Origin of the sequence: Longivirga aurantiaca (assembly GCF_042660085.1) — a bacterium.
Taxonomy (GTDB): domain Bacteria; phylum Actinomycetota; class Actinomycetes; order S36-B12; family CAIYMF01; genus Longivirga; species Longivirga aurantiaca.
On the sequence record NZ_JBHSTI010000008.1, the window covers coordinates 398906 to 421608 of the forward strand.

The window sequence follows — 22703 nt, forward strand, 5'->3', positions numbered from 1 at the left end:
TCCGGCCCGTGCGGGCTCGAGGCGGCGTGGCGCGTCAGGCGTGGGACGTCGTCGCGCGCCGACGGCGCACGATCACGATGACGAGGCAGATCAGCGTGGTGCCGACGATCCACGGAGCGTTCTGCGCCAGCGTCTTGAGGATCATGTAGCCCTCGCGCACCACGAGCGATCCCGCGGGGTCGAGGGTGAGCTGGCCGGCGGTGAGGGTCGCGGCGAGGAACGCGAGCGGCGGGATGATGGCCGCGGCCCAGATGTCGGCCGGGCGCACGAGCAGCGCGCAGTAGACCGACGAGACCAGCAGCGCGATCCCGGTGATGATGCCGAGGCTGTCGTTGATGAGGGCGTCGGCGAACCCGACGAGGATCGTGCCCAGCATCACCACGACGACGACGCCGCTCCAGGTGAGGCCGCTGCCGCCCTGGGTGGCGGGCTGCTTCTGCGGGCGGGCCCGGGCAGCGGCGGCTGCTGCCGCGGCCTGCTCGGCCTCGCGCGCGGCCAGGTAGTCGGGGTCGATCGCCGGGATCGCGTCCATCGTGGCCGGGCCTTCGGCGCCGGACGAGCGGTAGAGACGACCGGTGACCGCCGGTGCGGCGGTGGTCACGACGGCGGGGACGTCGTCCATGGGCTCGGGCTCGCGGACCGGCGCGCGGGTCGGCGGCGGCGTCCAGCGCTCCTCGGCCTGCGCCTCGAACCCGGCCACGCCCGCGGGCGCCACGGGGACGTCAGGCTCGTCCTGGGCGGGCTCGTCGTCGGCCTCGGTCGATGCGGGCACCTGGTCGCCCACCACGGCTGCGATCTCGCCGGTGGTGGCGGGCACGCCGTCGTACGACGGGTCATGGTCGGGATCCGCGGCAGGGGCTGCGGCAGCGGCGGGCGCGGACTCGCCGGGCTCGGGATCGTCGAACAGGTCGCCGAAGGACGGCACTGCCGCCTCGGGACGTCCGTTCTCCGTGCTCACGATGTCCAACCGTACGGGACGTCACCGCCTGCGCCCGTCACGGCGGGCCCGGTGCCGTCGTGCGCGTCGTGGTCGGCGTCGAGGAGGTCCTGGACGCCGGGCATTCGGCGGGGCCCGGCCACGAGCTCCGGGGTGAGCCAGTCGGCGCCGTCGTCGGGGTCGTCGTCGAGGTCGGGGAGGCCGGTGAGGATCGGCATCTCGGGCGGTTCGGGCAGCCCGGCGAGCCGGCCCTCGGCGGAGGCGACGAGCTCGGGGGCAGTGAGGGGTCGCGCGGCCTGGGTGACCGGCGCGGGGGTGGGCAGACCGCCGTCCTCGGAGTCGGCGACCACGCCGAGCGTCGCGAGCCGGCGCGCCGTGACGAGCACGCGGCCCTCGAGCGACCCGACCGTGTCGTTGTAGGCGCCGACGGCGGAGTCGAGCTGGCGGCCGAGCTTGGCCATGTGCTTGCCGACCGTCGCGATGCGCGAGTGCAGCTCGACGGCGAGGTCGTGCACCTCGCGGGCGTTGCGCGTCGCCGACTCCTGGCGCCAGGTGTGCGCCACCGTGCGCAGCAGCGCGAGCAGGGTGGTCGGCGTCGCGAGGACGACGTCCTTGTCGAACGCCCGCTGCAGGAGGTCGGGCCGCTCGTCCAGGGCGGCTGACAGCAGGGGCTCGGACGGCAGGAACAGGATCACGAACGCGGGGGAGTCGTAGCGGCGCCAGTACTCCTTCGACCCGAGGGCGTCGACGTGCTTGACGAGGTCGGCGGCATGGCGGGCGAGCAGGGTGCGGCGGGCAGTGTCGTCGTCGGACTCGACCGCCTCGAGGTACGACGCCAGCGGCACCTTGGAGTCGACGACGACGTCGCGGCCGTCCGACAGGTGCACGACGAGGTCGGCGCGCAGCAGCGCGCCGGCGTCGTCGCGGCTGCTCGCCTGCTCCTCGAAGTGGACGTGGGGCAGCAGCCCGGACGACTCGACGATCCGCCTCAGCTGCATCTCGCCCCACTGGCCGCGGACGTCGGACCGCCGCAGCGCTGCGGCGAGCCGTCCGGTCTGCTCGCTCACCGCCGTCGCACCGAGGGCGGTGGCCTCGACCTGGCGACGGAGGTCGGCGTGCGCCGCGATGCGCTCGCGCTCGGAGCGGGCGAGGTCGATGCGCACGTCGCGCAGCGTCTCGGCGATGGGGGTGACGAGGGCGTCGACGGCCGCGCGCTCGGCGGCCAGGGACGCGCCGGAGGTGTCGTCGCGCTGGGCACGGGCGACGGCGAGGGCCACGGCCGCGCCCAGGGCGACGCCGACGACCAGGGCAACGAGCAGGGGAAGAAGCTCGGTCATGCCCCGACCGTCCCACCCACCCCCGACAGTCCGCGGGTTTGCGATGACGGCCCACGTTGTTCGGCTCTAGTGGATGAAGGCGACCTTCATCCACTAGAGCCGTACACACCGTCCCATCATGTGGGTGCAGGTGCCGCGCGCTTGACGTTGACGTGGCGTCAACGTCTAGCGTCGTGGGCATGAGCTGGTCGATCGTCGAGGTGGCGCGTCATGCGGGGGTGTCCTCGCGCACCCTGCGGCACTACGACGACATCGGGCTCGTGCCGCCCGCGTACGTCGGCAGCAACGGCTACCGCTACTACGAGCGCGAGCAGCTGCACCGGCTGCAGGAGGTGCTCGTGCTGCGCGAGCTGGGCCTGCCGCTCGACGCCGTGGCGCGCGTGCTCGACGGCACGCGCGACCGCGCCGCCGTCCTGCGCGAGCACCGCGCCGCGCTCCTCGTCGAGCGCGACCGGATAGCGCGCCTCGCCGACACCGTCGGCCGCACCATCGCCGAGATCGAAGGAGACGACACCATGACCCCGCTCACCCCGGAGGAGCTCTTCGACGGCTTCGACGCCGAGAAGCAGAAGGAGTACGAGGCCGAGCTCGTCGAGCGCTACGGCCCGCAGGCGCAGGAGAAGATCGACGAGTCGTGGAAGCGGGTGGGCGCGATGGGCAAGGCCGACGCCGACCGCATCCAGGCCGAGCTCGCGCAGCGCGACCAGGACTACGCAGCTCTCTTCGACGCCGGCGTCGACCCTTCCGACCCGCGCGTCCAGGAGGTCACCGCGGGCCACTACCGCTGGGTGTGCGAGTTCTGGACACCGAACGCGGAGACCTTCGCCGGCCTCGGCGATCTCTACGTCGACAGCCCGGAGTTCAAGGCGCGTTACGACGCCGTGCGACCCGGCCTCGCCGAATACGTCCGCGACGCCATGGCCGTCTACGCCGTCGAGACGCTCGCCTGAGTCCCACCGCCCGGGCCGGATCGCGCCGGTTGGTCACGATCGAGTCAGCGAAGCCCATGCCGTCAGGGCGAGTGCCACGATCGGAGTGCGCACCGACGACTGGGGGATGCGATGTCGGCGACCGAGCTCGGCACGGCCACCGATCCAACGCCGGCGAAGCGGCCGCTCGTGTGGCCGTGGGCGATCCTGTCCGCGATCGTGGTTGGGCTCCTGCTGCCGATCGCGGTCGGACTGCTGGACCTGCCCCGGTCATGGGAGATCCCGGTGATGCTGGCGTGCGCCGCCGTCGGCTTCGCCGTCCCGTACCTCCTGGCGCCCTACCCCGCCCTCCGCATCCGCCTGCTCGGTGTTGCCGTGCTGGCGTCCGCGGTGTGGGCGGCCTGGGCCTATCGCACGAACATGCACCGGTGGCGGCCGGACCTCGGTGACGACTACCTGCTGCCCTGGGGCGTGAGCAACACCCCCGCGGAGGCCGTCGCCGTGCAGCCCATCGCAGTTGGCCTGTGCGTCGTGCTGGCCGTCGTCGCGCTCGTGCGGCTGGGCCGCGGGCGCATCGAGCGCACGGGCTGGTGGACCGCTGTGCTGGCGATGGCGCTCCTCGTCTGCTGCAGCGCTGCGCTGCAGGTCCTGCTCAACCGCGCGTACACCGCATAGCGCGAGTCAGCCGGCCAGCAGGGCGAGGGACTCGTCGGCCCAGGCGATGGCGGCCCGGGCTGAGTGCTGGCCCGCAAGGACGGTGACGAGCCGGTAGCGCGCGTCCGGGTCGGCGGCGGTCTCCGCCTCGAGCCCGTGCCGGATCGCGTCGAGCGCAGCCAGCTGCGCGACCGCGCGGGATCGCGCCTCGGTCAGGATCGCCCGGCACTCCTCGACGCCGAGGAGCCCGCCGAAGAACAGCCGCAGCAGCGTGCCGTTGCGCGGGGGAGCGGCGGTGATCGGCTCGCGGAGCAGGTCGACCAGCCGCTCCCGCCCGGACGGCGTGAGCCGGAACGTGCTGCCCGAGGTCTTGCCGTCCGCGTCCCGGACGATGAGCGCCTCCGACTCGAGCCGCGCGAGCGTCGGGTAGATCTGGCCGAAGCTCTCGCTCCAGAAGTGGCCGAGCGTCTCGGTGATCGCGGCGCGGACGGCGTACCCGGACATCGGCTGCACCGACAGCGCCCCCAGGACGGCGAGCTCGGTGGTCTGCTGCCTCGACATGAGCCCAACATATCTGATAGATATGTCCCATGGTCACCGACACGCTGAGCACCGCACCCACCACCCGCACCGGCACGTGGGGCACGGCCTTCGCCGTGTTCGCCTGCGGGGTCGGCCTCTTCCAGGTGGCCCTCGCGGTCGGCGCCCCGTGGGGAGCGGCCGCGTGGGGCGGCGCGAACGCAGGCGTGCTGCCCACCGGCTTCCGCGTCGCCAGCGGCGTCTCGGCGCTCCTGTGGGCCGGGGTCGCGGCGGCCGCCGCCAGCCGCCTGCTCGGGCCGGTGGGACGCCGGCGGCTTCTGCTGGGCTCCGCGGCGTACCTCACGCTGGGCATCGCAATGAACGCGGCGTCGCCGTCGGGCATCGAGCGGGCCGTGTGGGTGCCGGGGACAGCGCTCGGCGCAGGCCTGGCATGGATGGCCTGGCGGGAGGCGCGAACCCGCTGACGTGCCCGGGAATGAACCGAGGAGCTCCTCAGTTGCATCGGTGACACTCGCGATATATCGTTAGTGCATCGAGAACAGACATCTGAGGAGATGACCATGAAGTTCCGTACCCCGCGCCACCCGGCGCACCTGAAGTTCCACCACCCTGGCCAGCACCCCGACGGCGCCGGGGGCTTTCCGTTCCCCGGAGGCCCCGGCTTCGGCCCGGGCTTCGGGCCGCGCGGCGGCCAGCGAGGCGGAGGCCGTCGTGGCCCCGGCCGCGGCCGCGCCCCCCGCGGTGACGTCCGCGCCGCCGTCCTCGTGCTCCTCGCCGAGGAGCCGATGCACGGCTACCAGCTCATGCAGGCGATCTCCGACCGCTCAGGGGGCCGCTGGACGCCCAGCCCCGGCGCGATCTATCCCGCGATCGCGCAGCTCGAGGATGAGGGCCTCGTTCTCGTCACGGCCGACTCCGGCCGAAAGGTGGCCGCGCTGACCGACGCCGGCCGCGAGGCCGTCGCCGCGGCGGAGACCACCGACCCGTTCGGCTCGTTCGACGCCGAGCCCGCAGGTCCTGACCTGCGCGCCCTGGTCGAGGGCATCGCCGGCGCCACCCGTCAGGTCTTCCGCACCGGCAGCCCGGCGCAGATCGAGGCAGCGGCCGCGATCCTCGCCGACACCCGCCGCGCGCTGTACCTCCTGCTCGCCGACGGCCCCGAGGCCGCCGCCCAGGGCGAGCCCACGGATGGCTGAGGTCCTCACGGCCGGGGCGTCGGTCAGCACCGAGGCCCCGGCCCCCGACCGCACCCGTCACTGATCGGTGCGACCCACGAGCAGCCCCGCACCCGCCCGTCGCACCGCGCGACGATGCGGGGCGGGGCGCTCGCGTTCCAGGGCACCGGCGCCGTGGTCCGGAGGGACCCCGCGCGGCGCCTAGACTCTCGGCCCGTGGCTCTCACCATCGGAATCGTCGGACTCCCCAACGTCGGGAAGTCGACGCTCTTCAACGCGCTGACCAAGAACGACGTGCTCGCGGCGAACTACCCGTTCGCGACGATCGAGCCCAACGTCGGGGTGGTCGGCGTCCCCGACCCACGGCTCGCGATCCTCGCGGGCATCTTCGGGTCGGAGCGGATCCTGCCCGCCAGCGTCTCGTTCGTCGACATCGCCGGCATCGTCAAGGGCGCGAGCGAGGGTGCGGGTCTCGGCAACAAGTTCCTCGCCAACATCCGCGAGTGCGACGCCAACTGCCAGGTGATCCGCGTGTTCACCGACTCCGACGTCGTCCACGTCGAGGGTCGCGTCGACCCCAAGGACGACATCGAGATCATCAACACCGAGCTGATCCTCGCCGACCTGCAGACGGTCGAGAAGGCGCTCCCCCGTCTGGAGAAGGAGGCGCGGCTCAACAAGGACCGCGTCGAGCTCCTCGAGACGGCCAAGAAGGCGTACGACGCCCTGTCGGCAGGCACGACGATCTTCGCCTCGGGGCTCGACCGCGACGTGCTGCGTGAGCTCTTCCTGCTCACCGCCAAGCCCTTCCTCTACGTCTTCAACGTCGACTCGGACGAGCTCACGAACGAGCCGCTGAAGGCCGAGCTCCGCGCGCTCGTCGCGCCGGCCGAGGCCGTGTTCCTCGACGCGAAGACCGAGAGCGACCTCACCGAGCTCGACGACGAGGAGGCCCTCGAGCTCCTGCAGTCGATCGGCCTCGAGGAGTCGGGCCTCACCACGCTCGCCCGCGTCGCGTTCGACACCCTCGGTCTGCAGACCTACCTCACGGCCGGCCCCAAGGAGTCGCGCGCGTGGACCATCCGCAAGGGCGACACCGCGCCGCAGGCTGCGGGCGTCATCCACACGGACTTCCAGAAGGGCTTCATCAAGGCCGAGGTCATCTCGTTCGACGACCTCGTCGCCTGCGGCTCGGTGGCCGAGGCTCGCGCCAAGGGCAAGGCCCGCATGGAGGGCAAGGACTACGTCATGCACGACGGCGACGTCGTGGAGTTCCGCTTCAACGTCTGAGCAGCCCGGTCGCCCGCGGCGATGTCCGCATCGACGCGGATGCACACGGACGAATCGGGGCGCATGGCGGTGCCGGTCGCGAGGTAGTGCCAGGGTGGGAGAGGGCTGTCGCGAAGGGTGGAGTGCGATGAACAAGGGCGTGAAGGCACTGGTGGGGATCGCGATCGTCGGTGGAGCCGTGGTCGGCGGGTACTTCCTGGTGCAGGCGGTGCTGGCTAAGAAGTCGGCCGTCGACGACGCGGTCGCCGCGATGCAGACCCAGCTCGACGAGCTCGACCCGGTCAGCCGCGCGGCCGCGGTCGCAAGGATCACCACTGACGAGGCGAAGAGCCTCCGGCACGCCAAGGCCTAGCGCTGCCCGCTGCGCTCGTCACGCCGGAGGCTCGTCCTCCTCGCGCAGCGAGGGGACGGCGCTCGGCATCGGTCTCGCGCCGTGCTTGTCGGCGTAGAACGCGCGCACCCGGTCCATGTCGGCGCGGACGTCGCCGCTCGGGCGGAACGACGGGCCGAGGCCGCAGGTGCGGGTGGGCTGGTCGACGTACCCGAGGACGAGGGGGACGTCGGCGTCCTGCGCGATCCGGTAGAAGCCGGACTTCCAGTGTCCCTGCCCGCCCTGGGTGCCCTCGGGAGCGATGACGAGAGAGAGCGGCTGGCCGCTGCGCGCGCGCTCGGTGAGGTCGGCGACGAGCGTGCCGGGGTTGGCGCGGTCGACGGCGATCCCTCCCAGCGAGCGCAGCAGTCCGCCGAACGGCGCTCGGAAGATCGACTTCTTCGCCAGGAAGCCCGGCTTCAGGTCGCTCGCCCAGGCAACGCCGAGCATGAGGGGGAGGTCGAGCCACGACGTGTGCGGGTACGCGACGAAGACCGACACCGGCTCCTGCGGTGGCTCCTCGCCCACGAGCCTGTACCGAAGCACGCGGAGCACCCCGCGACCCACAGTCCTGCGCATGCGGCCACGTCCCCTCGTCTGTCGGTGACCGGGACGCTACGGCACGGTGGACGTCGCCGCAGCGCGAGCATGATCGCCGAACGGCTCCGAGGTGAGACGGACCGGCACCGCCCTTCACCCGAACGGACGGGCTTCGCGACCGGCGGGCCCTAGCATCGGTGCATCGCAGCAGGTCCGCGGTCGTCGAGAGGGCAGCACCATGAGCGATCACGAGGCGGCACCGCAGACGCGTGGCGTCACGGTCGAGCTGCTGGCGTCCATCGACCTCGCACCGGAGATCGCGGGGCTCGACGGTTTCGAGCTCCGGACGCGCAAGGTGACGATGGAGCCCGGAGCCGTCTTCGGCCCCGTTCACGATCATGTCGGTCGGCCCGGCACCGTCTACGTGCTGCAAGGGACGATCACCGACCACAGGGACGGCGTCGCGACCGAGTACGGGCCGGGGCTCGGCTGGCCCGAGGACCGGAACACGCTGCACTGGCTGGAGAACCGAGGCGACGTCACGGCGATCGAGATCTCCGTGGACGTCATCGCCCGTACGTCGCCGCCAGCACTGTCCGAGGCCGCGGCGCAGTCCTAGCATCGGCGTACCCGAGCCGGAGGTGCGCGATGGATGCGGAGAGCCTGGCCGAGAAGGCCATCCGCGAGGCGATCGAGCGCGGTGAGTTCGACAACCTGCCCGGTGCCGGCAAGCCGTTGAAGCTCAGCAACTCCGGCGACCCCGAGTGGTGGCTGAAGAACCTCGTCGAGCGCGAGGGCGACGTGCCGCTCGGAGGTGCGGTGTCGCTGCGCCGCGAGGCCGACAGCTTCCCCGAGTCGCTCGCCGACATGCCGCACGAGCAGGCGGTCCGCGCGGTGCTCGAGGACTTCAACGCGCGGGTGACGGACGACTGGCGGCGGCCGCAGGTAGGCAAGGGCATCCCCGTCGTGGCCCGCAAGGTCGATGTCGACGCGATGGTCGAGCGGTGGAAGGCCATGAAGCGCCGCTGACGAAGCCGCACCCCATGCTGCCGGGCCGGCGCGGATACGGTGGGCGCGTGTCCGATGCCGAGGTCGCCGGTGGCGTGAAGTCGGTGGCGTCCGCGCTCGACGTGCTCGACTGCTTCGTGTCGGACGAGGAGCTCGGCGTCTCGGAGGTCGCCCGCCGGCTCGGCGTCGCCAAGAGCACCGCGCACCGCCTGCTGACCACGCTCGTCTCGCGCGGCTTCGTCGAGCAGGACGCCGCGAGCGGCAAGTACCGCCTCGGCATCCACCTGTTCGAGCTCGGGCAGCTCGTGCTGCAGCGCAACGAGCTCCGACGCCGCTCGACGACGCTGCTCGAGGAGCTGCGCGAGCTCAGCGGCTGGACGGTGCACCTGTCGATCGCGCAGGGCGCCGACACGCTCTTCCTCGAGCGGCTCCCGACCCTGCGGGGGATGAAGGTCATGCGCGAGTTCCGACGGCGCTGGCCGCTGCACGCGACGTCGTCGGGCAAGGCCATCTGTGCCTACGACCCCGAGGCGGCGGCCGCCCGGATCGAGGCGGGCTTCCCGGCCTTCACCCCGCGCACGATCACGGGCGAGAGGGCGTTCGCGGCCGAGCTCGCGCGGGTGCGCTCCCGCGGGTACGCGACCTCGCGCGAGGAGCTGATGGACGACCTCGCGTCGGTGGCCGCACCGGTGCTCGACCTGCACGGTGTCGCGATCGCGGCGATCTCGATCACCGGCTCGGTCTCCGAGCTCGCGGATGCCCGCGACCGCCAGGTGCGGCTCGTCACGGCGGCGGCGAAGCGGCTCTCGCAGGTGATGCTCACGCCGGACGGCGCGGCGCCGCACTGACGAGCGTTCCTCATCGCGGAACAACGCTCCGCAGCCGCCCGCACGGCGTCATAGCGTGCGGAGCGTCCTGGTCCGGCGCGGGTCCCACCCGCTGCCGCACCGCTGCAACCGGCAGCCGCAGGGCGACGTCGAGAGGGATCACCGCCATGGAGTTCTACGGCCACATCATCGACGGCGTCGAGGTCGAGTCGCTCGACGGCGCCCGCATGGACAGCATCGACCCGTACACCCGCGAGCCGTGGGCGACCGTCGCGCTCGGCGGCCGCGCCGACGCCGCCCGCGCCGTCGCAGCCGCGCGGAAGGCCTTCGACGAGGGCCCGTGGCCGCGGATGGGCTATGAGAAGCGCCAGACGCTGATGCACCGCCTGGCCGACCTCATGCTCGAGAACGCCGAGGCGCTCGCCCTCGCCGACACCCGCGACATGGGCAAGCCCATCGCCCAGGCCCGCCACGACGTCGCGCGCTCGGCCTGGAACTTCCGGTTCTTCGCCGACCACGCCCGCCTCACCGCCGGCGAGAACTACCCGATGGACAGCGGCCACCACGCCTACAGCCGCTTCGGTCCGGCCGGCGTCGTCTCGGCCATCGCGCCGTGGAACTTCCCGCTGATGCTCGAGACGTGGAAGGTCGCGCCCGCCCTCGCGTGGGGCAACACCGTCGTCCTCAAGCCGGCCGAGGACACCCCGGTGTCGGCCGTCATCCTCGGCCGTCTCGCGATCGAGGCGGGCTTCCCGCCGGGCGTGCTCAACGTCGTGCAGGGCTATGGCCCCGACTCCGCGGGTGCCGAGCTCACCGAGAACGTCGACGTCGACCGCATCACCTTCACCGGCGAGTCCGGAACCGGTCGCATCATCGGCGGCGTCGCCGCGAAGCGCCTCTGCCCGGTGAGCCTCGAGCTGGGCGGCAAGGGCGCCAACATCGTGTTCGCCGACGCCGACCTCGACAACGCGGTCGACTGGTCGGTCCAGGCGATCTTCCGCAACGCCGGCCAGGTGTGCCTCGCCGGCAGCCGGCTCTACGTGCAGCGCGAGGTGTACGACGAGTTCCTCGAGCGCTTCGTCGCCGCCGCCGAGGCCATGCAGATCGGAGATCCCCAGGACGACGCGACGCAGTTCGGCCCCCTGGCGAGCGAGGAGCACTGGACGAAGGTCAGCGGCTACCTCGGCGGCATCGAGGCGGACGGCGGCAAGGTGCTGACCGGTGGCCACGGCGAGGGCTGGTTCGTGCGCCCGACGATCGTGGTCGATGCGCCTGCCGACGCGCGGGTCTGCACCGAGGAGATCTTCGGCCCGGTCGTCGTCGTGCACCCGTTCGACACCGAGGCCGAGGCGGTCCGTCTCGCGAACGACACCCGGTACGGCCTGAACGCCATGCTCTTCACCGAGAACCTGAGCCGCGCGCACCGCGTCTCCGAGGCGCTCAAGGCCGGCACCGTGTGGGTGAACTGCTTCTTCATCCGCGACCTGCGCGCGCCGTTCGGCGGTGTCGGCGACTCCGGGGTCGGCCGCGAGGGCGGTGCCTTCAGCCGTGAGTTCTTCACCGAGCCGAAGGCCGTGGTCATGCAGATCTCGCCCGACCGCGGGTAGCCGCCAGCACCTGTCCGGGCATGGCAGAGGGCGCGCAGCCGTCGGCTGCGCGCCCTCTGGCGCCGAGGTCCCGTTCGGTCTACGAGGCGCTCTGCAGCGCCGGGCTGTTCTCGGCGAGCAGGCGCTCGATCCACTCGAGCAGGTTCAGGTGGTCGAACGGCTTGTTGAGGTAGAGGCTCGCGCCCGTCGTCCAGCCGGCCCATGTGGTGTCGTCGTCGCCGGCCGCCGTGAGCAGCACGACGGGCACGTCGCGCAGCAGGGCGTCGGAGCGGACCCGTACCAGCACGTCGATGCCGCTCATACCCGGCATCATGATGTCGAGCAGCACGAGATCGGGCCGCTGCGCGGCCATGGCCACGAGTGCGGATGGGCCGTCCTCGGCCTCTGCCACGTCGTAGTCCTCGAGCTCGAGGACGTCCCGGAGCAGGGATCGCACCGAGAACTCGTCGTCGACGATCAGGATCCTGCGCATCATGACTCCTAGGCGGTGCGGGCGAACGGGACGGACGGTGCGGACGCTGGTGCAGCCGCCATGGCCGTGGCTTCGGTGCGCGGCAGGCGGACGGTGAAGGTCGCGCCCTGGCCGGGCTGCGAGATGACGGTGAGGCTGCCGCCCATGGCGATGGCGAGCTCGCGGGCGATGTAGAGCCCGAGGCCGCTGCCGCTGGTGCGCATCGTCATCGAGTCCTCGACGCGGTAGAACCGCTCGAAGACGCGCTCGACATCGCCGGCGACCAGGCCGCAGCCCTGGTCGGTCACGGTCACGACGGCGTGCGTGTCGCCGAACTCCGACTCCGGCACGCGGACGGTGATCGGCGTGCCCTCGGGCGAGTACTTCATCGCGTTGGAGAGCAGGTTCGACAGGATCTGCACCGAGCGCACGGAGTCGCACCAGACCGGCACGGCGGTCTCGGGCTGCTCGACCACGAGCCGGCTCGCAATCGCCGGGAACGACTGTGTCGCGGCGGACACGATCGTGCGGAGGTCGTGGCCCTGCGGCGCGGTGGCGAGCTTGGAGCCGAGGGTGCCCGAGGCGCGCGAGGCCATGAGCAGGTCCTCGACGAGCCGGCCGAGGTGGTCGGCGCGGTCGGCGATGAGCTCGTACGCCGAACGCCGCTTCTCCGGGGTCATCGCGTCTCCGCGCGCGAGGAGGAGCTGCGCGTATCCCTTGATGGGCGTGATCGGCGTACGCAGCTCGTGCGAGATCGTCGCGACGAAGTCGCTCTTGAGCCGGTCCGCGCGGGCCTGCGACGTGACGTCGTGGACGGTCAGGATCGCGACCGGCTCGCCGTCCGCGTTGGCGCGGGCACGGACCACGGCGACGGCGATGTCGCGGGTCTCGCCGTCCGGGCGGGTGATGGTGAACGGCCTCGGCTCGGCTTCGGCCTGGCCCTGGCCCATCACGATGCCGTCGACGACGGCGGTCGCGATCACGGACGTGAGAGCGGTGGGGGCGTCGGCCATCGGGCCCATGGCGACGGACTCGGTGACGCCGGTGATGCGCGCGAGGGCCGGGCTCCACAGCCGGACGCGACCGGTGCCGGTCAGCACGGCGATGCCGTCGGAGGCGTTCTCGACGACGGCCTTGAGCTTGCTCGTCTCCTCGACGAGGGCGGCGTGACGCTCGGCGCTGCGGACGGCGCTGCAGAGGGAGGCGGCGACGGTGGTGAGCACGGCCTCGTCGGTCGCCTTGAGCGCCCACGGGTGCTTGGCGCCCGGCGTGTCGCCGAGGAGCAGGGCGCCGCGACGGCCGTCGCCGAGCTCGAGGCCGACCGACACGGCCGAGCCCCAGCCGTCGGGGAGGCGGGAGACCGGCACCGGCACGACGCCCTCGGATGCCGGGAAGGTGGAGGTGAGGTCGTCGTCGGCCGGCAGCAGCACCTGCACCGCGCCGGCGCCGAACGCGGCGCGGATGGCGTCCGACGCGTCGGCGAGCAGCTCGGGCACCGGGCGCTCGGCGGTGAGGATGCCGGAGAGCGTGACGAGCCAGCGGTTGCGCTCGCGCTCCTCCGCGCGCTGCGAGGTGGAGCGGTACGCGTACCAGAGGGCCATGGCCGGGAGCAGGGTGAACGGCAGGAGCCAGACCGACACGGGGACGATCGCGACGGCGACCGCACCCACGCCGATCGATCCGATGGTCATGAGGACCGACAGGCCCCAGACGTCGGCCGTGAAGGCGCGGAAGCTGATCCCCTCGGCGGCCTTGAGCACGGTGGCCAGGAGGAGGGTGTTGACGATCGTGAAGACCGTCATGGCCACGACGAGTGCGACGACGCCGCGGAACGAGAAGCGGTCGGCGCCGCCGGTGATGGCGAGGTAGGTGGTGACGGCCGCCACGGTCGAGGTCGCGTACGAGCCGAGGTTGAAGGCGACCTTCTTCGCCGGGATGCGCAGGGCAAGCTGCACGAGCGCGAGGCCGACGAGCGGTGCCACGACCGCCCACGCCGGGTCCAGCACGAGGATGCCGGCGACCGTGACGATCTCGAAGAACGTCAGATCCTCCTTGCCGCCCCCGTGCATCAGCGGCACCGAGACGATCTCGGACACGGCCGCGGCGAGGGCGAACGCCATGATCGCGAGCGGGGCGTGCACGTCCGAGAACCCGGTCGGCTCTGCGAGCGCCGGGATGACGAGGGCGGCGAGCCCGAGGCTCACCGCTCCCGCGATGCACACGGCGCCCACGACCGCAGGCACGTCGAGCCTGCGGCCGAGGGCGGTCGTGTTCGACATGTCAGACGTCCCACGCGTCCACGGACCAGCGGTGCGCGGACCAGCCGTCCACCGACCAGCGGTGCGCGGACCAGCGGTGCGCCGACCAGGCGTAGTCGCTCCAGCGGTGCGCCGACCAGCGGTGCGCCGACCAGGCCTGCTCGTTCCACGCATCGGAGGCCCAGTCGTTCGAGCTCCAGCGGTGGGCGACCCAGGCGAACGCCAGCCAGTCCTCGGTGGACCAGCGGTGCGCGTCCCAGGCCTCGGTGGACCAGCGGTGCGCGTCCCAGGCCTCGCTCGACCAGCGGTGCGCGCTCCAGTCCGAGCCGGACCAGCGGTGCGCTGCCCAGTCGGCGAAGGACCAGCGGTGCGCTGCCCAGTCGTCGGAGGACCAGCGGTGGGCGACGAACGCGTCGGTGGCCCAGTCGCGGGACTTCCACGACTCGGTCGACCAGCGGTGCGCCAGCGCCTCGATCGCCGCGAACTCCTCCTCGTCGGCGCCGGCGTTGGCCGACACGAGCGAGAGGGAGAACGCGGTGGCTGCCCAGCGGCGGGTCTGCTCGGAGAGCGTCGCCCAGATCGCTGCCACTGCCTCGAGGTCGCCTGCGGCCCAGGCGTCGGAGAACTGCTGCCAGGCGGCGGCGTCGTCCGGGCTGGGCCCGTACGAGTCGTCGGCCAGCCTCGCGATCGAGCCCTTGACCGTGACGATCCTGGCCGTGGGCGCGGCGGCGAGTGCAGCAGCCAGGTCGAGGGCGCCGTCACCGGCACCGTCGGCCTTCCTCAGGTTCTTCGGGTCGTACGCGGTCTTCGTGAGCAGCTTCTTCACGGTGTCCGGGGTGAGCGCGGAGCGCGTCCCGATGAGCACTGCCGCCGCGCCGGCCGTGATGGCCTCGCTCATCGACGTGCCGCTACCGGTGAAGTAGCCGTCCCCGACGCGCGAGGCGGGGTTCTCGACGTCGGCCGTGCTGCCCGCGGCGCGGGTGGACACGAGCGAGACGCCGGGAGCGACGAGGTCGGGCTTGCTGGCCCCGAACTCGGTCCCGCGTGCGGAGAAGGTGGCGACGGTGTCGTTACCGCGTGCCGAGGTGCCGTGCTCGTCGAGAGCGCCCACGGTGATGAGCGTGGGGTCGGCGCCGGGGCTGGTGACGGTTCCGTCGGCCGGGCCGTCGTTCCCTGCGGAGACGACGACCGTGAGGCCCTTGGCCCACAGCCGGTCGAGGGCCCGCGAGAGCGGGTCGGCCGACGGCGGCAGCGGGTCGCCGGTCGAGAGCGCGAGGCTCACGACGCGGACGGACGGGTCGGCCTTCGCGGCGTCGGCCACGGCCTGCAGGCCCGCGAGCACGCGGGAGAGCGAGGTCGAGCCGTCCGAGGTGGCGACCTGGACGTCGAGGATGCGGGCGCTGGGCGCGACGCCGGTGTAGGTGCCGCCCGAGGACGACCCGTCACCTGCGACCAGACCAGCCATGAACGTGCCGTGGCCCAGGCCGTCGCCAGCAGCTCCGCCGCTGACGTTGACGTGGGTGAGGCGCCCCGCGAGGTCGGCGACATCGGCGACGCCGGTGTCCACGACCGCGACGGTCACGCCGGAGCCGGTCGCCGTGCTGGGTGCGCCGATCGTGGCGCGATGGGTCGCGCCCCTCACGTCGCTCGCAGCCGTGGCGGTCGGTGCACCGGTCGTCTGCATCGGGACGTCGGCGACACGCACGGCCCCGTCCGGCGGGGTGACCCCGGCGGGCAGGGAGACGAGCAGCGCGTCGGCGACGTCGTAGACCGCGAGGACCTCGCCACCACGAGAGGTGACCCAGGCCGCTGCGGCATCGGGGGAGAGCGCCGATCCCTGCACGGAGAGCAGGGTGGGGGCGCCCGTGGCGGTCACCGCACTGGTTGCGGGAGCGCCGAGGGCGAAGGTCATCGCAGATGCTGCGAGGACTGCGCCGAGAGCGAGGCCGGAACGCTGTCCGACCCGGCCACGCATGAGCCGAGCTGCGGTGGTGCCACCGGCGGTGCCGGTGATCGTCACCCGCGACGTGCTGGCCATGTCGGCCTCCTGACAGAGGAACCCAGGGATGTATCGGCACACCGGCAGCCGACATTCATACGCCGTTGGGGTGACTGGCGGCCGCTCACCGATTCGTGCTCAGGGGCCCGTTGAAGAAGGTCATCGAACGCGGGGGCATGCGGTGCGCACCGCCTTCCGGGTGAGAAGCGGTCGCCCGCGGGCACGTTCGGTGAGGCTGCCCTGGGTGCGCCCGCAGGCATCTGGCGCACCGCGCACGGTTGGATGGGCGCATGCCCGACGAGCTGCCCCCGTGCCCCGAGTGCTCCAGCGCGTACACCTACGCGATGGGGGCGCTGCTCGTATGCCCCGAGTGCGCGCACGAGTGGTCGCCGTCCGGCGGATCCGAGGACGGCGGCGGCCGGGTGATCCGGGACGCCGTCGGCAACGTGCTCGCCGACGGTGACGACGTCACGATCGTGAAGGACCTCAAGGTCAAGGGTGCCGGCGGCGGATCGATCAAGGTCGGCACCAAGGTGCGCGGCATCCGTCTGATCGACGGCGTCGGCGACCACGACATCGACGCGAAGGTCGACGGCTTCGGCCCCATGCAGCTGAAGTCGAGCGTCGTGAAGAAGGTCTGATCGGCCGCTGCCCGCACGCGATCGCTCTCCGGGGCCACGGCCGCGCACTGCGACGTGACGTGGGGCGTCCCGCCTTCACGGGCCGCCCAGCTGTTCCCGGCCTTGGGTGGAGGAAGACGTGCGCTGCGGCGTCGCTCGCCCGTCCTCGGATCGAGGTGGTGGCCATGAGCCACACGACGCGAACCGCTGGGCCCCGGCGTGAACAGGTACAGCTCGCCGTAGGCGCCGTGCTCCTCGGCGCCGGCGTCGTCCTCCTCCTGCTCGGTCGCACGACCGCGGCGGACGTGCTCCTCCTGCTCGCGACGGCGCAGGGCTTCGTGCTCTCGCTGGTCGCGACCGTCCGCGCCGTACGGCACCGCCAGCTGAGCGTCGACGTCATCGCGCTGCTCGCTCTCGTCGGGGCCCTGGCCGTGGGCGAGCACCTCGCAGCAGCCGTCGTCGCGCTCATGCTCGCCACCGGGCAGCTGCTCTGGCGATCCCCTGGCCGCCGGGTGAATGCGGGCGCCGTCACCCGCCGGCGGCCGGTCGGCGGACATACGACGCGAGAGGCCGCCCGGCGGGTGCGCCGGACGGCCTCTCGTCGTGGGGGGGGGTCAGCCGACCGGCACCGGCGGGATGGTCGAGAGGCCGGCGGCGAAGCGTGCCTCGCTGACCTCCTCGTCGACCATGCGCCCGTTGAGGTAGTCGTCGTACGCCGCGAGGTCGAAGTGCCCGTGGCCGCAGAGCGCGGTGAGGATGACGGTCTCCTCGCCGGTCTCCTTCGCCTTGAGCGCCTCGCGGATCGCGACGGCGAGCGCGTGCGTCGGCTCGGGCGCGGGGACGATGCCCTCGGTGCGTGCGAACTGCACGGCGGCCGAGAAGCACTCGGTCTGCGGGATCGCCTGGGCCTCCATCATCCCGAGCTCGTACACGTGCGAGATGAGCGGCGACATGCCGTGGTAGCGCAGGCCGCCCGCGTGGATCGGGTCCGGGATGAAGTCGTGCCCGAGGGTGTGCATCTTCATGAGCGGCGTCATGCCGGCGCTGTCGCCGAAGTCGTACGCGTAGACGCCGTGCGTGAGCGACGGGCAGGACGCCGGCTCTGCGGCGATGATCCTGGGCGAGATCCGGCCCGCGAGCTTCTCGCGCAGGAACGGGAACGACAGGCCGCCGAAGTTGGAGCCGCCGCCGGTGCAGCCGACGATGTGGGTCGGGGTGTCGCCCGCCTTCGCCATCTGCAGCAGCGCCTCCTCGCCGATGATCGTCTGGTGCAGGAGCACGTGGTTGAGCACGCTGCCGAGCGCGTAGCGGGTGTCGGGGTCCGACGCCGCCACCTCGACGGCCTCGGAGATCGCGATGCCGAGCGAGCCCGAGAAGTTCGCCGGGTCCTCGAGGAACTTGCGACCCGCCGCGGTGAGGTTGGAGGGGGAGCGGTGAACGGTGCCGCCGAACGCCTCGATCATGAGACGGCGGTAGGGCTTGCTGTCGTACGACGAGCCCACCTGCCACACCTCGCACTCGAGGCCGTAGAGCGCGGCCGCGAACGACAGCGCGGTGCCCCACTGCCCGGCGCCGGTCTCCGTCGTGAGCTTCTTCACGCCGGCCTTCTTGTTGTAGTAGGCCTGCGGCACCGCGGTGTTCGGCTTGTGCGAGCCGGCCGGCGAGACGCCCTCGTACTTGTAGTAGATGCGTGCGGGGGTGCCGAGCGCCTCCTCGAGCCGGTGCGCGCGGAAGAGCGGAGACGGCCTCCACTGGCGGTACACGTCGAGGACGCCGCCCGGGATCTCGACGTACCTGTCCTGCGTGACCTCTTGCATGATGAGGTCCATCGGGAACAGGGGCGCGAAGTCCTCCGGGCCTGCGGGCTGCAGCGTTCCGGGGTGCAGGGCCGGCGGCGGCGGGGTCGGCAGATCGGCCACGAGGTTGTACCAGGTGGTCGGCATCTCGTCCTCGTCGAGCGTGTACTTGTGCCGGCGCACCGTGTCGTCCATCGACCTCACCCATCCACGTGTGCGGGGCGCTGGTCGCCCCGCGGTGAGGCCGAACCTAGTGCGAGTCGCGCGAGTGCGCCCGGCGGTTCGACGAGGTGTCCCTGGCTGTTCCGTCGTGGGGCGGCAGCACGATCCGTGCGACGCCGGAGTCGAGGTCGACGGTGCTGCGCGGAGGGGCGGCGTCGCCGTCCTCGTCGCGCTTGATCTCCAGGAACTCGTCGTGCTCCCGCTTGTGCCGGGTGGAGGGAGCGAGCGCGAGGCCGAGCACGTCGAAGCCCGCCGCCGCGACCTTCGGTCGGCCCTTCTCCCCGGTCCGTGCGTTGCGGCGTCGGGTGGCGACGACGTCGACCACCGCGACGACAATCAGCAGCACGACCAGCGCAGGCAGGGTCATGGCCCAGAGGTTCCCCATCAGGTCGCCCCCAGCCGCGCGAGCACCTCGTGGATCTGGTGCGCGAGCTCGACGTCGAGCTGCGTCGTCCCGCCCTCGCTGTGCGTCGACAGCGTGATCCGCAGCGTGCGCCACCGGATATCGATGTCGGGGTGGTGGTCCATGTGCTCGGCGAGCTGGGCGATCTCGTCGACCCCACGGATCGCGGTGAGGAAGTCGGGCAGCTCGTAGTCGCGGTGGAGCGCCGCGCCGTCGCCCACCCACCCCGGCAGGGCGGTCAGCTGGCGCGCGATCTCCTCGTCGTCGAGCAGCCTGGCCATGCCTCCACGGTCGCACCCGGGGACGCCCGAGTCCACCGTCGATCGCGTCAGTCCGCGTCTGGCAGAGTCGCGGCATGGACGACGCCCCCACCCACGTGACGGCCGACGGACGACGGGTGGTCGTGGCCGCTGCGATCGAGAGCCGCGGGCGCCTGCTCGCCGCTCGGCGCTCGCGCCCGGAGTCGCTCGCGGGGGGATGGGAGCTGCCGGGCGGCAAGGTGGAGCCCGGGGAGGACCCGGCCCGCGCGCTCGTTCGCGAGCTGCTCGAGGAGCTCGGCGTCGACATCGAGGTGGTCGGCGCGGTGCACGGCCCGGACGGCGGCGACTGGCCGCTCGACGACCGGTCGGTCCTGCGCGTGCTGCGTGCGCGGATCGACCGGGGCGATCCCGAGGCCGGCGTCGCCCACGACGAGGTGCGCTGGCTCGCGCCGCGCGAGCTCGGCTCGGTTCCCTGGCTCGAGCCCGATGTGGCCCCGGCCGCAGCCGCTGCCCTGCGGATCGACACGTGGGTCGACTTCCCCGCCGGCGCGCTCGAGGGCGAGGGTGTCGTGGTGCGCTCGGACGTCCAGGAGGACGGACGCGTCGCGGTCGTCGTCGACCGGACTCCGTTCCACCCCCTCGACCACAGCTGGCCCGACCAGCCGGGCGACACCGGCCTCGTCGCGGGAGCCCACGTCGTCGACTCCGTCATGGGCGCGATCGACGACGAGGGCGCGCTGCTGCTCGGCGACGCGGTCGGCGTACGCAGGGGGGACCCGAGCCGCACGTGGGTGGTGGCGCACCTGCTGGGGGCCGGCTCGGTCGCGCCCGGCGCCGGCGACGTGGTGCCGCTCGCGGTGGACCCGGCCCGGCGGGCGGCGTACTCCCGCGGGCACTCGGCCTGCCACCTCGCGGCGCTGGCGCTCAACGAGGCCAGCGCCCGGTTCTGGACCAAGGAGCCGCCGCGGCGCGACTCGCGCGGCTTCCCGTTCCTGGACCAGATCGCGATCCAGGTGTCGCGGATCGAGCCCGACGCGGCGTACGACGCCTACCGGTGCGGCAAGTCGCTGCGCAAGGCCGGCTTCGACTCGGCGTCGTTCCTCGAGGCGCTGGACGACGTCGCGGGGGAGGCCCACGTGCTGCTCGACGCCTGGGTGGCCACCGGCGCGGTGAGCCGGCTCGAGACCGACGGCGACCCCACGCTGTCGGCCCGGCGGCGCTGGGTCTGTGACGTGCCCGGAGGCCCCGCGGTGATCCCCTGCGGCGGCACGCACGTGTCCGACCTCTCAGCGCTCGGCACGGTCCGTGTCTCGTACGCCCCCACCCCCGACGGCTTCGAGCAACGCACCGACGTCACCCGATAAGGACAGAGCCAGCCCTCCAGGGGCGTCTTCCGCCCTTGTCCCAGCGCGTCGTCGTCGACCATTGGCCGGAGCTCGGCTGGGAGTCTCCGGACAGAATCGGCCCCTCACGGGCGTGTTGTGCCCTGAGCGGGGGACGTCGGGCGGTCGGGGGAGGGGCGGTTCGCCGGTAGACTGGGCGCGATTCCCCGTCTTCGACCCCGAGGTCACCCATGCCCACGCCCGGCCCTGCCGTCCGCCACGACCTGCGCAACGTCGCGATCATCGCGCACGTCGACCACGGCAAGACCACGCTCGTCGACGCCATGCTCTGGCAGTCGGGTGCGTTCACCGCCCACCAGGCCGACGAGGGCTCCGTGAAGGAGCGGGTCATGGACTCCATGGACCTCGAGCGCGAGAAGGGCATCACGATCCTCGCGAAGAACACGACGGTCCGGTACGTCGGACCCGGTTCTCCCGAGGGCGGCGTGCTCATCAACATCATCGACACCCCCGGTCACGCCGACTTCGGCGGCGAGGTCGAGCGCGGCCTCGAGATGGTCGACGCCGTGCTCCTGCTCGTCGACGCGAGCGAGGGCCCGCTGCCGCAGACCCGCTTCGTCCTGCGCAAGGCGCTGCAGAAGAACCTCCCCGTGATCCTGGTCGTCAACAAGGTCGACCGTCCCGACGCCCGTATCGCCGAGGTCGTCGACGAGACGTACGAGCTGTTCTTCGACCTCGACGCCACGGCCGAGCAGATCGAGTTCCCGGTCGTGTACGCCAGCGCCAAGGCCGGTCGCGCCTCGCTCAACCGTCCCGAGGACGGCGGCATGCCGGACAGCGAGAACCTCATCCCGCTGTTCACCACGATCCTCGACACCGTGCCGGCACCGCACTACGACCCCGAGATGCCGCTGCAGGCGCACGTCACCAACCTCGACTCCTCGCCGTACCTCGGCCGTCTCGCCCTGTGCCGCATCCACAACGGCACGCTGAAGAAGGGCCAGCAGGTCGCGTGGGCGCGGCACGACGGCACCATCACCCGCGCCAAGATCGCCGAGCTCCTCATCACCCAGGCTCTCGAGCGCGTCCCCGCCGAGTCGGCCGGCCCCGGCGAGATCGTCGCCATCGCGGGCATCGAGGAGATCACGATCGGCGAGACCCTCACCGACGTCGACGACCCGCGCCCCCTGCCGCTCATCACGGTCGACGAGCCGTCGATCTCCATGACGATCGGTATCAACACCTCGCCCCTCGCCGGCCAGAGCGGCAACAAGCTCACCGCCCGCCTGGTGAAGAACCGCCTCGAGGCCGAGCTCATCGGCAACGTGTCGATCCGCATGGTGCCGACCGAGCGCCCCGACACCTGGGAGGTCCAGGGCCGTGGCGAGCTCCAGCTCGCGATCCTCGTGGAGATCATGCGGCGCGAGGGCTTCGAGCTCACCGTGGGCAAGCCGCAGGTCGTCACCAAGCTCGTAGACGGCAAGGTGCACGAGCCGATGGAGGCCCTCACGGTCGACATCCCCGAGGACTACCTCGGCGTCGTCACCCAGCTCATGGCCCTGCGCAAGGGCCGCATGGAGCAGATGGTCAACCACGGCACCGGCTGGGTCCGCATGGAGTATGTCGTGCCCGCACGCGGCCTCATCGGCTTCCGCACGGAGTTCCTGACCGAGACCCGCGGCACCGGCCTGCTGCACCACGTGTTCCACAAGTACGAGCCGTGGCACGGCGAGCTCCGCACCCGCCCGACCGGCTCGCTCGTGGCCGACCGCCGCGGCCCCACCACCGGGTTCGCCCTGGCCAACCTCCAGGAGCGCGGCACGCTGTTCGTGGGCCCGGGCACCGAGGTCTATGAGGGCATGATCGTCGGCGAGAACTCGCGCCAGGACGACATGGACGTCAACCCGACCAAGGAGAAGAAGCTGACGAACATGCGTCAGTCCTCCAGCGACGTCCTGGTGCCCCTGATCCCGCACAAGCAGATGTCGATGGAGCAGGCGCTCGAGTTCTGCCGCGAGGACGAGTGCATGGAGGTCACGCCGGCCACCGTGCGCATCCGCAAGGTCGTCCTCGACCAGACCGAGCGCGGCCGCTCGGCCGCCCGCGCCAAGAAGGGCTGACCGGCCGGCCAGCCGAC

23 protein-coding genes are annotated in these 22703 nt (G+C 72.3%); 13 read left to right on the forward strand and 10 right to left on the reverse strand.

The features are described 5' to 3' along the window. Positions 1 to 34: 34 nt before the first annotated feature. Together ACFQGU_RS05825 and ACFQGU_RS05830 are read right to left on the reverse strand one after the other, a co-directional pair. Positions 35 to 958, reverse strand: coding sequence for a DUF6542 domain-containing protein (locus tag ACFQGU_RS05825; RefSeq protein ID WP_386764633.1), 924 nt, complete (start codon positions 956 to 958; stop codon positions 35 to 37). Then, positions 955 to 2274: a DNA recombination protein RmuC gene (locus ACFQGU_RS05830; protein ID WP_386764635.1), complete on the reverse strand. Its 1320-nt coding sequence runs from the start codon at positions 2272 to 2274 to the stop codon at positions 955 to 957. The genes ACFQGU_RS05825 and ACFQGU_RS05830 overlap by 4 nt, the downstream gene beginning before the upstream one ends. A 179-nt stretch (positions 2275 to 2453) precedes the next feature. On the opposite strand from ACFQGU_RS05830, the gene ACFQGU_RS05835 reads away from it, so the two are divergent. Together ACFQGU_RS05835 and ACFQGU_RS05840 are read left to right on the forward strand one after the other, a co-directional pair. Beyond that, positions 2454 to 3224, forward strand: coding sequence for a MerR family transcriptional regulator (locus ACFQGU_RS05835; RefSeq protein ID WP_386764637.1), 771 nt, complete (start codon positions 2454 to 2456; stop codon positions 3222 to 3224). Positions 3225 to 3335: 111 nt separating this feature from the next. Further along, a complete protein-coding gene (locus ACFQGU_RS05840) occupies positions 3336 to 3878 on the forward strand; it encodes a hypothetical protein (protein WP_386764639.1) in 543 nt (180 codons plus the stop codon). 6 nt (positions 3879 to 3884) lie between these two features. On the opposite strand, the gene ACFQGU_RS05845 is transcribed toward ACFQGU_RS05840, so the two are convergent. Then, positions 3885 to 4418, reverse strand: a complete 534-nt coding sequence (locus ACFQGU_RS05845) for a helix-turn-helix transcriptional regulator (RefSeq protein WP_386764640.1) — start codon at positions 4416 to 4418, stop codon at positions 3885 to 3887. Positions 4419 to 4447: 29 nt separating this feature from the next. On the opposite strand from ACFQGU_RS05845, the gene ACFQGU_RS05850 reads away from it, so the two are divergent. The 4 genes from ACFQGU_RS05850 (at position 4448) to ACFQGU_RS05865 (ending at position 7214) form a co-directional block, all read left to right on the forward strand. Then, positions 4448 to 4861, forward strand: coding sequence for a hypothetical protein (locus tag ACFQGU_RS05850; protein ID WP_386764642.1), 414 nt, complete (start codon positions 4448 to 4450; stop codon positions 4859 to 4861). Positions 4862 to 4957: 96 nt separating this feature from the next. Beyond that, positions 4958 to 5593: a PadR family transcriptional regulator gene (locus ACFQGU_RS05855; protein WP_386764644.1), complete on the forward strand. Its 636-nt coding sequence runs from the start codon at positions 4958 to 4960 to the stop codon at positions 5591 to 5593. A gap of 195 nt (positions 5594 to 5788) precedes the next feature. Further along, on the forward strand, positions 5789 to 6862 hold the full coding sequence (gene ychF, locus ACFQGU_RS05860; protein ID WP_386764646.1) for a redox-regulated ATPase YchF: 1074 nt from the start codon (positions 5789 to 5791) through the stop codon (positions 6860 to 6862). A 127-nt stretch (positions 6863 to 6989) separates the two neighbouring features. Further along, positions 6990 to 7214, forward strand: a complete 225-nt coding sequence (locus ACFQGU_RS05865; protein WP_386764648.1) for a hypothetical protein — start codon at positions 6990 to 6992, stop codon at positions 7212 to 7214. Positions 7215 to 7232: 18 nt separating this feature from the next. Here the strand turns inward: ACFQGU_RS05865 and ACFQGU_RS05870 are convergent, their stop codons facing one another. Continuing rightward, on the reverse strand, positions 7233 to 7811 hold the full coding sequence (locus tag ACFQGU_RS05870; RefSeq protein ID WP_386764650.1) for a 1-acyl-sn-glycerol-3-phosphate acyltransferase: 579 nt from the start codon (positions 7809 to 7811) through the stop codon (positions 7233 to 7235). A 199-nt stretch (positions 7812 to 8010) separates the two neighbouring features. Between ACFQGU_RS05870 and ACFQGU_RS05875 the strand changes: the two genes are divergently transcribed. From ACFQGU_RS05875 to ACFQGU_RS05890, 4 genes are all read left to right on the forward strand, one after another. Beyond that, a complete protein-coding gene (locus ACFQGU_RS05875) occupies positions 8011 to 8391 on the forward strand; it encodes a cupin domain-containing protein (protein ID WP_386764652.1) in 381 nt (126 codons plus the stop codon). 29 nt (positions 8392 to 8420) lie between these two features. Further along, entirely contained in the window at positions 8421 to 8801 is a 381-nt protein-coding gene (locus ACFQGU_RS05880; RefSeq protein ID WP_386764654.1) for a DnaJ family domain-containing protein, read from the forward strand. A 47-nt stretch (positions 8802 to 8848) separates the two neighbouring features. Then, complete coding sequence (locus ACFQGU_RS05885; protein ID WP_386764656.1) at positions 8849 to 9628, forward strand: IclR family transcriptional regulator; 780 nt, start codon at positions 8849 to 8851, stop codon at positions 9626 to 9628. A 146-nt stretch (positions 9629 to 9774) separates the two neighbouring features. Then, positions 9775 to 11214, forward strand: coding sequence for an aldehyde dehydrogenase (locus tag ACFQGU_RS05890; RefSeq protein ID WP_386764658.1), 1440 nt, complete (start codon positions 9775 to 9777; stop codon positions 11212 to 11214). Between the two features lie 79 nt (positions 11215 to 11293). Here ACFQGU_RS05890 and ACFQGU_RS05895 read toward each other — a convergent pair whose 3' ends face one another. From ACFQGU_RS05895 to ACFQGU_RS05905, 3 genes are read right to left on the reverse strand one after another with little or no spacing between them, the layout of a single operon-like run. Continuing rightward, positions 11294 to 11686: a response regulator gene (locus tag ACFQGU_RS05895; RefSeq protein WP_386764660.1), complete on the reverse strand. Its 393-nt coding sequence runs from the start codon at positions 11684 to 11686 to the stop codon at positions 11294 to 11296. An 8-nt stretch (positions 11687 to 11694) separates the two neighbouring features. Continuing rightward, positions 11695 to 13944, reverse strand: coding sequence for an ATP-binding protein (locus tag ACFQGU_RS05900; protein ID WP_386764662.1), 2250 nt, complete (start codon positions 13942 to 13944; stop codon positions 11695 to 11697). A gap of 1 nt (position 13945) precedes the next feature. Beyond that, positions 13946 to 15961 (reverse strand): S8 family serine peptidase, encoded by a 2016-nt coding sequence (locus ACFQGU_RS05905; RefSeq protein WP_386764664.1) that lies wholly within the window; start codon positions 15959 to 15961, stop codon positions 13946 to 13948. Between the two features lie 251 nt (positions 15962 to 16212). Here ACFQGU_RS05905 and ACFQGU_RS05910 point away from each other — a divergent pair, with 251 nt between their 5' ends. Continuing rightward, entirely contained in the window at positions 16213 to 16563 is a 351-nt protein-coding gene (locus tag ACFQGU_RS05910; protein WP_386764666.1) for a zinc ribbon domain-containing protein YjdM, read from the forward strand. A 593-nt stretch (positions 16564 to 17156) separates the two neighbouring features. Here the strand turns inward: ACFQGU_RS05910 and ACFQGU_RS05915 are convergent. Genes ACFQGU_RS05915 through ACFQGU_RS05925 form a run of 3 tightly spaced genes read right to left on the reverse strand, consistent with a single transcriptional unit; the run spans position 17157 to position 19244 of the window. Further along, on the reverse strand, positions 17157 to 18533 hold the full coding sequence (locus ACFQGU_RS05915; protein ID WP_386764667.1) for a TrpB-like pyridoxal phosphate-dependent enzyme: 1377 nt from the start codon (positions 18531 to 18533) through the stop codon (positions 17157 to 17159). A gap of 55 nt (positions 18534 to 18588) precedes the next feature. Continuing rightward, positions 18589 to 18927, reverse strand: coding sequence for a DUF6191 domain-containing protein (locus tag ACFQGU_RS05920; protein WP_386764669.1), 339 nt, complete (start codon positions 18925 to 18927; stop codon positions 18589 to 18591). A 17-nt stretch (positions 18928 to 18944) separates the two neighbouring features. Beyond that, positions 18945 to 19244 carry a 4a-hydroxytetrahydrobiopterin dehydratase gene (locus ACFQGU_RS05925; RefSeq protein ID WP_386764671.1) on the reverse strand — a complete coding sequence of 100 codons (300 nt, stop codon included), beginning with the start codon at positions 19242 to 19244 and terminating at the stop codon, positions 18945 to 18947. Positions 19245 to 19318: 74 nt separating this feature from the next. Here ACFQGU_RS05925 and ACFQGU_RS05930 point away from each other — a divergent pair, with 74 nt between their 5' ends. Together ACFQGU_RS05930 and typA are read left to right on the forward strand one after the other, a co-directional pair. Beyond that, a complete protein-coding gene (locus ACFQGU_RS05930) occupies positions 19319 to 20587 on the forward strand; it encodes an NUDIX domain-containing protein (RefSeq protein WP_386764673.1) in 1269 nt (422 codons plus the stop codon). 209 nt (positions 20588 to 20796) lie between these two features. Beyond that, positions 20797 to 22686 carry a translational GTPase TypA gene (gene typA, locus ACFQGU_RS05935; protein WP_386764675.1) on the forward strand — a complete coding sequence of 630 codons (1890 nt, stop codon included), beginning with the start codon at positions 20797 to 20799 and terminating at the stop codon, positions 22684 to 22686. Positions 22687 to 22703: the final 17 nt, after the last annotated feature.

Excerpts from the sequence above, each read along its gene's own strand:
- ACFQGU_RS05910 (WP_386764666.1), top strand. The coding sequence starts at position 16,213 with ATGCCCGACGAGCTGCCCCCGTGCCCCGAGTGCTCCAGCGCGTACACC.
- ACFQGU_RS05880 (WP_386764654.1), top strand. The coding sequence starts at position 8,421 with ATGGATGCGGAGAGCCTGGCCGAGAAGGCCATCCGCGAGGCGATCGAG.
- ACFQGU_RS05900 (WP_386764662.1), bottom strand. The coding sequence starts at position 13,944 with ATGTCGAACACGACCGCCCTCGGCCGCAGGCTCGACGTGCCTGCGGTC.
- ACFQGU_RS05925 (WP_386764671.1), bottom strand. The coding sequence starts at position 19,244 with ATGGCCAGGCTGCTCGACGACGAGGAGATCGCGCGCCAGCTGACCGCC.
- ACFQGU_RS05835 (WP_386764637.1), top strand. The coding sequence starts at position 2,454 with ATGAGCTGGTCGATCGTCGAGGTGGCGCGTCATGCGGGGGTGTCCTCG.
- ACFQGU_RS05920 (WP_386764669.1), bottom strand. The coding sequence starts at position 18,927 with ATGACCCTGCCTGCGCTGGTCGTGCTGCTGATTGTCGTCGCGGTGGTC.
- ACFQGU_RS05830 (WP_386764635.1), bottom strand. The coding sequence starts at position 2,274 with ATGACCGAGCTTCTTCCCCTGCTCGTTGCCCTGGTCGTCGGCGTCGCC.
- ACFQGU_RS05890 (WP_386764658.1), top strand. The coding sequence starts at position 9,775 with ATGGAGTTCTACGGCCACATCATCGACGGCGTCGAGGTCGAGTCGCTC.
- ACFQGU_RS05845 (WP_386764640.1), bottom strand. The coding sequence starts at position 4,418 with ATGTCGAGGCAGCAGACCACCGAGCTCGCCGTCCTGGGGGCGCTGTCG.
- ACFQGU_RS05855 (WP_386764644.1), top strand. The coding sequence starts at position 4,958 with ATGAAGTTCCGTACCCCGCGCCACCCGGCGCACCTGAAGTTCCACCAC.
- ACFQGU_RS05905 (WP_386764664.1), bottom strand. The coding sequence starts at position 15,961 with ATGGCCAGCACGTCGCGGGTGACGATCACCGGCACCGCCGGTGGCACC.
- ACFQGU_RS05930 (WP_386764673.1), top strand. The coding sequence starts at position 19,319 with ATGGACGACGCCCCCACCCACGTGACGGCCGACGGACGACGGGTGGTC.
- ACFQGU_RS05840 (WP_386764639.1), top strand. The coding sequence starts at position 3,336 with ATGTCGGCGACCGAGCTCGGCACGGCCACCGATCCAACGCCGGCGAAG.
- ACFQGU_RS05850 (WP_386764642.1), top strand. The coding sequence starts at position 4,448 with ATGGTCACCGACACGCTGAGCACCGCACCCACCACCCGCACCGGCACG.
- ACFQGU_RS05870 (WP_386764650.1), bottom strand. The coding sequence starts at position 7,811 with ATGCGCAGGACTGTGGGTCGCGGGGTGCTCCGCGTGCTTCGGTACAGG.
- ACFQGU_RS05875 (WP_386764652.1), top strand. The coding sequence starts at position 8,011 with ATGAGCGATCACGAGGCGGCACCGCAGACGCGTGGCGTCACGGTCGAG.
- ACFQGU_RS05865 (WP_386764648.1), top strand. The coding sequence starts at position 6,990 with ATGAACAAGGGCGTGAAGGCACTGGTGGGGATCGCGATCGTCGGTGGA.
- typA (WP_386764675.1), top strand. The coding sequence starts at position 20,797 with ATGCCCACGCCCGGCCCTGCCGTCCGCCACGACCTGCGCAACGTCGCG.
- ACFQGU_RS05915 (WP_386764667.1), bottom strand. The coding sequence starts at position 18,533 with ATGGACGACACGGTGCGCCGGCACAAGTACACGCTCGACGAGGACGAG.
- ACFQGU_RS05895 (WP_386764660.1), bottom strand. The coding sequence starts at position 11,686 with ATGCGCAGGATCCTGATCGTCGACGACGAGTTCTCGGTGCGATCCCTG.